This is a genomic window from Cellulomonas sp. HZM, assembly GCF_000708885.1.
GTDB lineage: Bacteria > Actinomycetota > Actinomycetes > Actinomycetales > Cellulomonadaceae > Cellulomonas.
Genome location: NZ_JEOE01000057.1, coordinates 1 through 11973, shown reverse-complemented (window position 1 = coordinate 11973; position 11973 = coordinate 1). Strand labels below are relative to the sequence as shown.

11 protein-coding genes are annotated in these 11973 nt (G+C 73.4%); 9 read left to right on the top strand and 2 right to left on the bottom strand.

What is annotated here, in order from left to right:
• Together AW16_RS17345 and rlmC are read left to right on the top strand one after the other, a co-directional pair.
• Positions 1–1662: HNH endonuclease signature motif containing protein (locus tag AW16_RS17345; protein ID WP_156044221.1), on the top strand; the 1662-nt coding region annotated here is incomplete at its 5' end.
• An 87-nt stretch (positions 1663–1749) separates the two neighbouring features.
• Positions 1750–2868: a 23S rRNA (uracil(747)-C(5))-methyltransferase RlmC gene (rlmC, locus tag AW16_RS0116250; RefSeq protein WP_029292110.1), complete on the top strand. Its 1119-nt coding sequence runs from the start codon at positions 1750–1752 to the stop codon at positions 2866–2868.
• A 146-nt stretch (positions 2869–3014) separates the two neighbouring features.
• Here the strand turns inward: rlmC and AW16_RS0116245 are convergent, their stop codons facing one another.
• The gene (locus AW16_RS0116245) at positions 3015–4049 is read right to left on the bottom strand and encodes an LLM class flavin-dependent oxidoreductase (protein ID WP_029292108.1); all 1035 of its coding nucleotides are present in this window, start codon (positions 4047–4049) and stop codon (positions 3015–3017) included.
• Positions 4050–4202: 153 nt separating this feature from the next.
• Positions 4203–4547: an iron chaperone gene (locus AW16_RS0116240; RefSeq protein ID WP_029292106.1), complete on the bottom strand. Its 345-nt coding sequence runs from the start codon at positions 4545–4547 to the stop codon at positions 4203–4205.
• A gap of 184 nt (positions 4548–4731) precedes the next feature.
• On the opposite strand from AW16_RS0116240, the gene AW16_RS0116235 reads away from it, so the two are divergent.
• From AW16_RS0116235 to AW16_RS0116205, 7 genes are all read left to right on the top strand, one after another.
• Positions 4732–5430 (top strand): copper homeostasis protein CutC, encoded by a 699-nt coding sequence (locus AW16_RS0116235; RefSeq protein WP_029292104.1) that lies wholly within the window; start codon positions 4732–4734, stop codon positions 5428–5430.
• A gap of 153 nt (positions 5431–5583) precedes the next feature.
• A complete protein-coding gene (locus AW16_RS0116230; RefSeq protein ID WP_029292102.1) occupies positions 5584–6456 on the top strand; it encodes a TIGR03560 family F420-dependent LLM class oxidoreductase in 873 nt (290 codons plus the stop codon).
• Between the two features lie 62 nt (positions 6457–6518).
• Positions 6519–7550 (top strand): phosphodiester glycosidase family protein, encoded by a 1032-nt coding sequence (locus AW16_RS0116225; protein WP_029292100.1) that lies wholly within the window; start codon positions 6519–6521, stop codon positions 7548–7550.
• A complete protein-coding gene (locus AW16_RS0116220) occupies positions 7547–8650 on the top strand; it encodes a bifunctional glycosyltransferase family 2/GtrA family protein (RefSeq protein ID WP_051682029.1) in 1104 nt (367 codons plus the stop codon). Before AW16_RS0116225 ends, AW16_RS0116220 begins: the two co-directional genes overlap by 4 nt.
• Before the next feature lie 37 nt (positions 8651–8687).
• The gene (locus AW16_RS0116215) at positions 8688–9296 is read left to right on the top strand and encodes a DUF4956 domain-containing protein (RefSeq protein ID WP_029292096.1); all 609 of its coding nucleotides are present in this window, start codon (positions 8688–8690) and stop codon (positions 9294–9296) included.
• Entirely contained in the window at positions 9293–10075 is a 783-nt protein-coding gene (locus tag AW16_RS0116210; RefSeq protein ID WP_029292094.1) for a polyphosphate polymerase domain-containing protein, read from the top strand. Before AW16_RS0116215 ends, AW16_RS0116210 begins: the two co-directional genes overlap by 4 nt.
• A 33-nt stretch (positions 10076–10108) precedes the next feature.
• On the top strand, positions 10109–11973 hold a 1865-nt coding region (locus AW16_RS0116205), incomplete at its 3' end, for a carbohydrate-binding domain-containing protein (RefSeq protein ID WP_029292092.1).

Genomic DNA, 11973 nt, shown 5'->3' with positions numbered 1-11973 from the left:
CAGGTCACCGCTGAGGGGCCGCAGGGGTTGCGGGAGGCGTTGGCGGACCCGGCCGCGCAGGCGAGGTTCACCGAGGCGGTCACGGGTATGACACCGGTGCAGACCCGCAGGACGATCCTGGAGTACGCGGCTGTCTTCGACCCGGGCCGGGTGCAGGACGAGCACGACCAGGCCCGGCGGGACAGGTTCTTCAACCTGTCCGGTCACGGCACCGGGGTCAAGGTCACCGGGTTCCTGGACGCCACCACCGGGCACGCGCTACGACTCGCCCTGGAGGCCGCCTCACCGCGGGTCGAGGGAGACGAACGCACCGGGCAGCAACGCCGCGCCGACGCCCTGGGTGCCATCGCAGCCCACGCCCTGGGGTGCGGCAGCGACGGGGCCGGGACGGGCTCGCTGGCGGGCGGTGCGCATGGGGTAGCCGCGGGAGGTGTCGCGGGTCCGGGCGAGACTCCAGGTGCGGTCGGTGGCGCCGCGAGGAACGGCGCCACGGGCGCGGGGAGCGGGTCGCGCGGTCGGTCGGGCGGGTTGTCCGGGGTGCGCAACCGCCCGCACATCTCGTTGATCGTCCCGGCCGAGACGATGGTCGAGCTGCATCGTGCCGGCCTGGCCGGAGAGGCCGGCCGCATCCACCACGCCCGACAGGCCGACGGCCGCGGCCGGCCGCAGGACGGAACAGGCCCCACGGCGGATGTCGCCCGTCGCGACAGCAACGACACCGGGCACGCGCGCAACACCGACAACACCGGCGGCACCGGCCGCGCGGGCGGCATGGGCGGCACGGGCGGCGCGGGCGGCATGGGTGGCGTCACGGGTTCCGCGGGCGGCAGAGGCGACACAGTCGCCGCCGGGGGCAGAGGCGACACGGTCGCGGGTGTCGGGGACACGCTGTTGTCCGACCTGCCCGGTCCGCGCACCGCCGACGGTGAGCTCATCACCACCCGCTCCGCGGCCGGGCACCTGGCTGCCAGGCTCGCGGGGGTGCCCGCACCGACCCTGGAGGACGGGACACCGGTGGCGCTCTCGGAGCTGGCCAAGGCGTTGTGCGACTGCGACATCACGAGGATCGCGATCACCGCGGACAACGTGCCCGTCGACCTCGGCAGGACCGCGAGGGTCTACACCGGGGCGCACCGACGGGCCGTGACCGTGCGGGACCAAGGATGCGCCTGGAACGGGTGCGAGACACCCGCCCGGTTCACCGAGATCCACCACATCCGCTGGTGGGACCGAGACAACGGCGAAACCTCCCTCGAGAACGCCGTGATGCTCTGCGACTACCACCACCACCGCGTCCACGAACACAACCTCACCATCGAACGCCACGTCCCACCGCCAAGACCGGCACCCGGTCGGCGGCGACGGCCACGCATCGAGAACAGCGACACACCACCCGACCACCCGGCCGGGAACCCCGACGCGCCCGACGCGGCGCACGACGGGCCGTCCGACGCGCCCGGAATCGCGCATGGCGGGCGACTCAACGCGGCCGGAGCAGCGCAGGGTGAGAACGTCGCCCCACCTGGCACGGCGGCCGTCGACAGCCTGGGTCCACCCGAGAAGCTCCCGCCGCTCGCCCGACCCAGAGCGACCTACACGTTCCGGCGCACCAGCGACGGCACGATCGTCAACGAACCACGACGACCCGGCGCCGCCGCGTGACGCGCGTGCGATCGGTCGAAGCGGAGCGCGTCGTGAGGCCGGCAGGTGGCGGGAGATGGCTCACGACCGCGCACCTAGAATCTGGAGGTGCGGTGCTCCTACTACGACGCGGCGGTGTGCCGGTCGTGCACGCTCATCGAGCAGCCGTACAGCGTCCAGCTGGAGCGCAAGGAACGCCACGTGCGGGACCTGCTCCCCGGGGGCGTGGACTGGCTCGAACCGGTGGCGAGCGCGGAGTCGGGGTTCCGCAACAAGGCGAAGATGGTCGTCGGCGGCAGCCTCGAGACGCCGACGCTCGGGATCCTCGACCGCGCGGGCGCGGGCGTCGACCTCCAGGGCTGCGGGCTCTACCCGCCCGAGCTCGCCGGCGTGTTCGAGACGCTCGCGAGGTTCGTCGGCCTCGCGGGCCTCGTGCCCTACGACGTGCCGAGCCGCCGTGGTGAGCTGAAGAACGTCTTGGTCACGCGCTCGCCCGACGACGAGCTGATGGTGCGGTTCGTGCTCCGCTCGCAGGAGGCGGTCGCGCGGATCCGCAAGCACCTGCCGACCCTGCTCGCGGAGGAGCCGCGGCTGCGCGTCGTCTCCGTCAACCTCCACCCCGAGCACAAGGCGACGCTGGAAGGCGACGCGGAGATCGTGCTCACCGACGAGCAGACGCTGCGCATGCGCGTGAACGGGATCGACCTGCACCTCCGCCCCCGGAGCTTCTTCCAGACCAACACCGAGGTCGCCGCCGCGCTCTACCGACGTGCGACCGCATGGGTCGACCAGATCGCGCCGCGAACCCTCTGGGACCTGTACTGCGGGGTCGGCGGCTTCGCGCTGCACGCGGCTGCTCCGGGTCGTGAGGTCGTCGGCATCGAGGTGAGCGACGAGGCGGTTGCCAGCGCGCAGACGACGGCCGCCGAGCTCGGGCTCACGTCGACGCGGTTCGCGGCAGGGGACGCGACCGCGTTCGCGCTCGGGTCGCACGACGTACCGGACGCCGTCGTGGTGAACCCGCCGCGCCGTGGGATCGGTGCCGAGCTCGCGGGATGGCTCGAGTCGTCGGGGGTCCGGCACGTCGTGTACTCGAGCTGCAACGCCGAGTCGCTGGCTCGCGACCTCGCGGCGATGCCGTCGCTGCGACCCGTGCGCGGACAGCTGCTCGACATGTTCCCGCAGACGAGCCACTACGAGGTCGTGACGCTGCTCGAACGGGCCTGAGGTGCGCGTAGCCCGGATCGGAGCCGGATCGGAGCCGGATCGGACCCGGATCGGCGCCGCGACGTCAGCGTGCGGCACGTCGGCGTGCGACAGGGCCGCGTGCGCGGGCTCGGCGTGCGACGGGCCGGGACCGGCCCGTCGCGATGTCACCGCAGCGCGTCGGCCAGCAGCCGCAGCGTCTGCTCACGGCCGGGAGACCGGTCGGCGGGGCTCCCCGCACGCGTGCCCGCGACGGGGCTCACCATGAGCTCGTCCGCGCCCAGCCTCTCGAGGAGCCGCACCGCGTCCCGCGCGGCGCCGGTCGGGTCGCCCACGATCCACGACGACGTCAGCTCCTCGAGCGCCGGCTCGTCGGCGGGACCGACGGGTGACGAGAGCGCGTCCTCGACGAGCTCCTGCGCGGCGAGCGGCTGACCGCTGCGCAGCCGCCACATCGAGCGGGCGTTCGGCAGCGCGAGCGCGCGGGCCTCGTCGTCGGTCTCCGCGACGACGACGTTCGCCACGGCGATGGTGCGCGGCCGCGCGAGCTCGTCCGACGCGACGAACGAGCGCCGGTACAGCGCGAGCGCCTCGTCGGTGCCACGGCCGGCGAAGTGGTGCGCGAACACGTACGGCAGGCCCAGCTCGCCCGCGAGCTGCGCGGAGTACATCGACGACCCCAGCAGCCACACGAGTGGCGTGCCGACCGCGCGGGGTGTCGCGTGCAGGTCGTACGTCCGCTGACCCACCGCGACGCTGACACCGTCCGGTCGGAGCATCGCCCTGAGCGTCGCGATGTCGTCCGGGAACGTGTCCACACCGTCCGACGAGGACCCGCGTCGCAGGAGGTGGCTCGTGACGGGGTCGGAACCGGGGGCGCGGCCGAGGCCGACGTCGATGCGTCCCGGGTGCGCGGCCTCGAGCAGCGCGACCTGCTCGGCGACGACGAGCGGCGAGTGGTTCGGCAGCATCACGCCGCCCGACCCGACGCGGATCCGGGCGGTCGCCGCGGCGATCATCGCCATCAGCACCGGCGGGTTCGTCGAGGCGACCGCGGGCATGTTGTGGTGCTCGGCCACCCAGTAGCGCTCGAAGCCGAGCTCGTCGGCGCTCCGGGCGAGCGCCAGCGTCGCGGCCAGGGCGTCACCCGTGGTCTGGTCGGTACGGACGGGGATCAGGTCGAGCACGGAGAGCGCGGGCACGTCTGGCGCAACCGGCGACGTGGCGGCGGCATTCCTGCCGAGCCCCGTGGCAGCCGCGCGCGACCCCGGCGACGCCGGTCCGCCGTGACAGCGCCGTGACAGCGCCGGGTCGGCCGGAAAGCCGGTGGCGTACGGGGTTGGGCGAGGCGCTCGTCAGGCGCCGCGTTGTGCCGCGATCGCCTCGGCGATCTGCTCGACGAGGTCGTACGGCACACCGGGCGCGTAGGGGAAGCGCACCGTGGCCTTGTCGCCGCGGTGCGGCTCGACGGCGTCCTCCAACGGACCGGTGAACCGCGGCACGGGGTAGATCCCCACGTGCGCCGCCCATCCGGCGAAGTGGATCGTCGCGTCGCCGAGCACGATCGTCGGCATGCCGTAGCTGATCCGCTCGTGCGCGCCCGGCATGCCGCGGTGCAGGGCGAGCCGGACGTTCTGCAGGATCTCCTGCACGTCGGGGTCGAAGTCGACGAGATAGTCGTCCACGGACTGCGCGGCCATGCGCCGAGCATGGCAGGTGCGTGGGCTCGCACCCCGCAGGGTCGCGTCGTCGGAATAGAGTCGCGCCGTGCCGACGACGCCCAGTGACGCATCCCGTGACGCAGCCACCGACGCAGCCACCGACGCAGCCACCCACGCAGGCGGCAGCGCGGCCCGCCCGCGGCAGGAGCCTCGGCGGACCGCGGTGGAGCTCGCCGTGACCGACCTCGCCGGCCTCCGGGTCGCGATCGACCTCGGTGCGGATCGCGTCGAGCTGTGCGGGGCGCTCGAGGTGGGCGGGCTCACACCGTCGCCCGAGCTGACCGCGCGGGCGGTGCGCGAGGCCGGGGGCACGGGGACCGGCGTGCACGCGCTCGTGCGCGTGCGGGCCGGAGGCTTCGCGTACGACGCAGACGAGATCGCGGTGATGGTCGGCGACGTGCGCCGGCTCGTCGAGGCCGGCGTCGACGGTGTCGTCGTCGGCGCGCTGCGCGACGGGTCGGTCGACGACGCTGCGCTCGCGGCGCTGGTCGGTGCGGCGGGGCCGGTCGAGGTCACGTTCCACCGCGCCGTCGACGCGCTCGCGGACCCGCTCGGGACGCTCGGTGCGTTGGCCGACGCCGGCGTCGGCCGCGTGCTCACGGCGGGAGGGACCGACGTCGCGTCCGGGCTCGACGCGCTCGCGCGGATGGTCGCCGCGCCGGGCCGGCGCGTGCAGGTGATGGCCGGCGGCGGCGTGACCGAGGACGTGATCGGCGCGCTGCTCGCGATCGGCGTCGACGCGGTCCACTTCTCTGCGGGCGGCCGCGTGAGCGACCCCAGCGCCGCCGCAGGCGGCTACGGGGCGCACCACGTCACCGACCCCGAGCGCGCCCGGCGGCTCGTCGAGCTCGTGCGCGGCTGAGGCGGCCGCTCGGGAACGAGAGGTCCGGGGCGCGGCGGCAGGGGACCGAGCGCCCGGTTGCGCGCGTGGCGCGTCGGGAGTGGGCTGGCCCACGGACCGCGTGTCGCACCGACGCCGCGATCCGACGGCCGGCCGACGACGGAGGAGGTCCCCATGAGGATCGGCGCGCACCTGTACCGCTTCGACGCGACGCCCCCGGAGGGCATCCGTGCCGCTCTCGGCGACGCCGCCTCGGCCGCGGAGGAGCACGGGCTGACGTGGCTCTCGGTGATGGACCACTACTTCCAGATGGAACGAGCGGGCTTCCCGGCCTCGGACCCGATGCTCGAGGCGTACACGACGCTCGGTTTCCTCGCGGCGCGCACCGAGACGGTGCAGGTCGGAGCGCTCGTCACGGGTGTCACGTACCGCTACCCGGCGCTGCTGGCGAAGATCGGGGCGACGCTGGACGTGCTCGCGGGAGGCCGCGCGACCCTCGGGATCGGCGCGGCCTGGTACGACCGCGAGCACGCCGCGATGGGGGTGCCCTTCCCGCCCCTGCGCGAGCGGTTCGAGATGCTCGAGGAGGCGTTGCGGATCTGCCGGCAGATGTGGGACCCGGACGACGACGGGCCGTTCGACGGCGAGCACTACCACCTCGCGGAGACGCTGTGCCGGCCGTTGCCGCTGAGCAGGCCGGAGATCATGGTGGGCGGCTCGGGGGAGCGCAAGACGCTGCGCCTCGTCGCGCAGCACGCCGACGCGTGCAACCTGTTCGCGTACGACCCGACCGAGGTCGCGCACAAGATCGACGTCCTCAAGGGCCACTGCGACGACGTGGGCCGCGACCCGGCGGACATCCGGATCACGGTGCTCTCGGCGGGCGAGCCGCTGCTGAGGGGCGACGTCGCGGCGTTCGTCGACGAGATGCGGCCGCTCGCGGCGCTCGGCGTCGAGCAGGTCATCCTGCGGATCCCCGAGACGTCCGTCGCGGCATGGATCCGCGACGCGGTGGCGCCTGCCGTCGCACCGCTCGCCGACCTCTGACCCTCAGCACCCCCACAGGGGTGCCACACCCGCGGGCTGGGTCCGCTCCGTAGACACGGGGCATGGAACCGACCACCACCACCGGCGCCGCACCCGACGCACCCCACCCGCCCGGCCCGCGGCGGCGACGACGACGACGCATGCTCCTCTCGTCGGGCCTGGCGCTCGTCCTTGCGCTCGGCGGCGGCACCGCGTGGGCGCTCGACCGGTTCGTCGTCGACCACGTCGAGATATCCGACGCGAGCGCGTACATCGCGCAGCATGCCGCGGCGGCGGGGGACGACGGCGCGACGGGTACGAGCACCTCGTCGTCGGCCGGCGTCCTGACGAGCACCACGTACACGTCCGACGACGCGGAGATCTCGATCTCGAAGGTCACGACCGGCAGCGGCGACGACACGGTCACGTACTACGTCGCCGACGTGACGCTCGGCGACGCGACCGTGCTGCGTTCGGCGTTCGCGCACGACGAGTTCGGCACCAACATCGTCGAGGACACGTCCGACATCGCCGCGGACAACGACGCGGTCTTCGCGATCAACGGCGACTACTACGGGTTCCGCGACACGGGCATCGTCATCCGCGACGGCGTGGTGTTCCGCGACGAGCCGGCGCGCGAGGGGCTCGCGTTCTACCGGGACGGCCACGTCGAGGTCTACGACGAGACCACGACCGACGCCCAGGCCCTGGTCGACGCGGGCGTGTGGAACACCCTGAGCTTCGGGCCCGCGCTGCTCGAGGACGGCCAGGTGTTCGACGGGATCGACGACGTCGAGGTCGACACCAACGTCGGCAACCACTCCATCCAGGGCGAGCAGCCACGCACGGCGGTCGGCGTGATCGGCGACGACCACCTGGTCTTCGTCGTCGTCGACGGCCGCAGCCCCGGGTACTCCGCGGGCGTGACGATGACCGGGCTCGCGCAGATCATGCAGGATCTCGGCGCGACGACGGCGTACAACATCGACGGCGGCGGGTCCTCGACCATGGTGCTCGGCGGCGAGCTGGTCAACGACCCTCTCGGCAAGGGCACCGAGCGCGGCACGTCGGACATCCTCTACATCGGTGGGCTGAGCTCGGCGGTGCGGTCGTGATCGCGCTGGTCCCGGCGTACGAGCCGGACCTTCGCCTCGTCGCACTGGTGCGAGCGGTGCGCTCGGCACGGCCGGGCATGCCCGTGGTGGTCGTCGACGACGGCAGCGGCCCCGCCTACGCGCACGTGTTCGCCGCGGCGGCCGACGAGGGAGCGCACGTGCTGCGGCACGCGACCAACCGGGGCAAGGGCCGCGCGCTCAAGACCGGCGTCGAGCACGTCCTGCGCGTGCACCCGGGGCACGGCGTGGTCTGCGCCGACTGCGACGGCCAGCACACCCCGGCGGACGTGCTGGCCGTCGCGGACCGTTGCGCCGACGACGACGCGGTCGTGCTCGGCGCACGCCGTTTCACCGGGAGCGTCCCCGTCCGCAGCCGGTTCGGCAACGCGTGCACGAGGCTCGCGTTCCGCGGCGCCACCGGGGTCGCCGTGCAGGACACGCAGACCGGCCTGCGCGCGTACCCCGCGCGGATGCTGCCGTGGTTGCTGGGCGTGCGCGGCGAGCGGTTCGAGTACGAGCTCGTGGTGCTGCTGCGCGCCGCGAGCGAGGGACTGCCCGTCGAGGAGGTCACGATCGCGACGGTCTACCTGGACCACAACGCGTCGTCGCACTTCCGACCGCTGCGGGACTCGGTGCGCATCTACGCGCGGCTGCTGCGGTTCGCCGCGTCCTCGCTGCTCGCGTTCGTCGTCGACGCCACCGCCCTGCTCGCGATCGTCGCGGCGACCGGGAACCTGCTGCTCGGCGTCGTCGGTGCGCGCGTGCTCAGCTCGGGCGTCAACTTCGCGGTCAACCGGGTGTGGGTGTTCGCGGGTCGACGACGTTCGCCCGTGCGCGCGGAGGCGCTGCGGTACTGGGCGCTCGTCGTCGCGCTCACCGTGGCGGGCTACGGCTCGCTGTGGGCGCTGACGCACCTGCACGTGCCGCTCGTCGTCGCGAAGGTCGCGACCGACCTCGCGCTGTTCGTCGTGGGCTACCAGGTCCAGCGGACCTCGGTGTTCGGCGGACGACCGTCGGCCGCCGAACCGGCGGGTGCGCTGCGCGAACGCATCCGCGTGCCTCAGCGGTCGCACAGCGACCCCACAGACCCGACCGCCTGAATGGAACCACCAGCACAACGACCCGGAGGTCCCCCCGATGTCCTCGTACGCACCGCTCGTCGCCGACCTCGTCGCGATCAGCGTCCTCACGTTCGCCGTCTACCTGCCTCGGCACCGCCGCCGTGACCTCGTGGTCGCCTTCCTCGGCGTCAACGTCGGCGTCCTCGCGGTCGCCGCCGTGCTCGCGGAGAGCACGGTCGGGGCGGGCCTCGGGCTCGGCCTGTTCGGCGTGCTGTCGATCATCCGGCTGAGGTCGACAGAGCTCTCGCAGCACGAGGTCGCGTACTACTTCGCGGCGCTCGCGCTCGGCCTGATCGGCGGTCTGGGAGGCGTGCCCGTCGCGGTGAGCATCGGCTTCATGGCGCTCGTCGTCCTCGTCGTGGCGCTCGCGGACAACAAGCACCTGCTGCGCGACTACCGCCACCAGACGATGGTCGTCGACCGGGCGATCACCGACGAGACGGCGCTCGTCGCGCACCTCGAGCGGCTGCTCGGCGGCCGTGTCCACCACGTCTCGGTGCAGAGGGTCGACCTCGTGAACGACACGACGACCGTCGACGTGCGCTTCGAGGTCGGTGCAGCGTCGCCGGCCGCGGTCGAGGGCGCAGCCGACGTCGAGACGACCGCGACGGTGGTGGCTCGATGAACGCGCTCGCCGCGATGACCCCGGTCGGGCTGGCCGAGCTCCAGGAGACCGCCGCGCTGCAGACGCGCGTCGACCGCAAGTACGTCGTCCCGGCGGCCGCGGTCCCGGAGCTGCTCGAGCACATGGACCCGAGCACCCGCGTGCTCGAGATCGACGGAGAGCGGACCTTCGCCTACGAGTCGGTGTACTTCGACACGGCAGACCTCGTGAGCTATCTCGGCGCGGCGCGCAGGCGGCGCAACCGGTTCAAGGTCCGCACCCGCACGTACGTCGACTCCGAGCAGTGCTGGGTCGAGGTCAAGACCCGCGGCGCACGCGGTGCGACCGTGAAGAACCGGCTGCCGCACGACCCGTGGGCCAGCGCGGAGCTGACCGACCCGGCGCGCGAGTTCGCGGCAGCGGTGCTCGGCACCGAGCACGTGCCGCTCCCCGTGGGACCGATGGCCCCGACGCTGCGCAGCAGCTACCGACGCATCACGCTCCACGTCCCGGCGCGGCCCCACCCGGTCGGCGGCCCGGGAGCAGACAGCCGCACGACGATCGACACCGACCTGGTGTGGACCGACGCCCGCACCGGGCGCGACGTCGAGCTCACCGGGCTCGCCGTCGTCGAGACCAAGACCGGCGCGACGCCGTCGTCGACCGACCGCCTCCTGTGGCGAGCCGGCCATCGCCCCGTGCGCATCTCGAAGTACGGCACCGGCATGGCCGTGCTGCACCCCGACCTGCCCGCCACGCCGTGGCGCCGCGTGCTCGACCGGCACGCGCTCGCCGCCTGACCCCTCGCCACCCACCAAGAACGGAGACACACCATGCGACGCACCATCGGACGCATCGTCGCCCCGGCCGCGATCGTCGCGGTCGTCCTCGCCGGCTGCTCGTCGACCTCGGGAGACGGCACCGGGTCGGCCACCGACGCGACGACCGGCTCAGGGACGGTCGCCTCGACCGACACCACCGCGGTCGCGGCCACCGCCGACGTCACCGTCGAGAGCGTGATGGCCGACAACACCGCTCCGCACGAGCAGGGCACCGACGCGGCGACGTCCGGCACGACGATCACGTTGTCCGGCGACACCGCCACGGTGGACGGCGACGGCGCGAAGGTCGACGGGAGCACCGTGACGATCACCGCGGAGGGCACCTACACGATCAGCGGCACGCTCGAGGACGGGAAGGTCGTCGTCGACAGCGCGGGCGACGGCACCGTGCACCTCGTGCTCGACGGCGCGGACGTCTCGTCGTCCACGACGTCGCCGCTGCAGGTGCTCGACGCCGACGACGTCGTGGTGACGCTCGCGGACGGCTCGAGCAACCACCTGTCCGACACGACGAGCCACGCGGACGACGACGATGCCAGCGGCGCGCTCTACAGCTCCGCGGACCTCACGATCACCGGGACCGGGGCGCTCGACGTGGACGGCAACGCGAACGACGGGATCGTCGGCAAGGACGGCCTCGTCATCGAGTCCGGGACCATCACGGTCGACGCGGTCGACGACGGCATCCGCGGCAAGGACTACCTCGTGGTCGACGGCGGGACCATCACCGTGACGGCCGGGGGAGACGCCCTCAAGTCGGACGTCGAGGACGACGCGGCGCTCGGCTACGTCGAGATCACCGACGGCGAGCTGCACCTCACGGCGGGCGACGACGGGGTCGCGGCGCAGACCGACGTGGTCGTCGCCGGTGGCTCGATCGCGATCGTCGCGGGCGGCGGGCACGGCACGCAGCTCGCCGAGGACGCGTCGCCGAAGGGGATCACCGCGGACGCGGTGGTCGTGATCGGGGGCGGGACGCTCGACGTCGACTCCGCGGACGACGCGATCCACTCGAACGGCGTCGTGTCGGTGACCGACGGCACCGTGAGCCTCGCGACGGGCGACGACGGCATCCACGCCGACTCGGCGCTGCAGGTCTCGGGCGGGAGCGTCGAGGTCACGAGCTCGTACGAGGGGCTCGAGGCCGCGGTCATCACGATCTCGGGCGGCGACACCTCCGTGACGTCGAGCGACGACGGCGTGAACGGCTCCGCGGGCTCGACCGACAGCGAGGACTCCGACGCGACGCAGACCGCCGACGACCAGGGCGGCCAGGGCGGGCAGAACAGTCAGGGCGGCCCGATGGGCGGCGGCGGCGAGATGGGGAACGACGCGAGCGTGCTCGTCACGATCAGCGGCGGCTCGCTCGTGGTCGACGCCGACGGCGACGGCCTCGACTCCAACGGGTCGGTCGTCATGACCGGCGGGACCGTGGTGGTGCAGGGGCCGACGAACGACGGCAACGGTGCGCTCGACTACAACGGCGCGTTCATGATCTCGGGCGGCGAGCTGATCGCCGTCGGGGCGTCCGGCATGGCGCAGACCCCGTCGGCGGACTCGGAGCAGTCGTTCGTCGGGATCACCACGAGCGGCACGCAGGAGGCCGGCACGGTGGTGAGCGTCGTCGACGCCGACGGCGGCGAGCTCGCGACCTTCACGGCAACCACGTCGTTCTCGTCGGTGGTCTACTCCTCGCCCGACGTCACGAAGGGCGAGACGTACACGCTCGTCTCCGGCTCGACCGCGGGGTCGACGGTCGCCGGCGGGCTGAGCCAGGACGGTACGCCGGGCTCGACGTCGCTGGGGACCGGCACGGCGGGGGAGGAGTCGTCCGGGATGGGCGGTGGCCCCGGCGG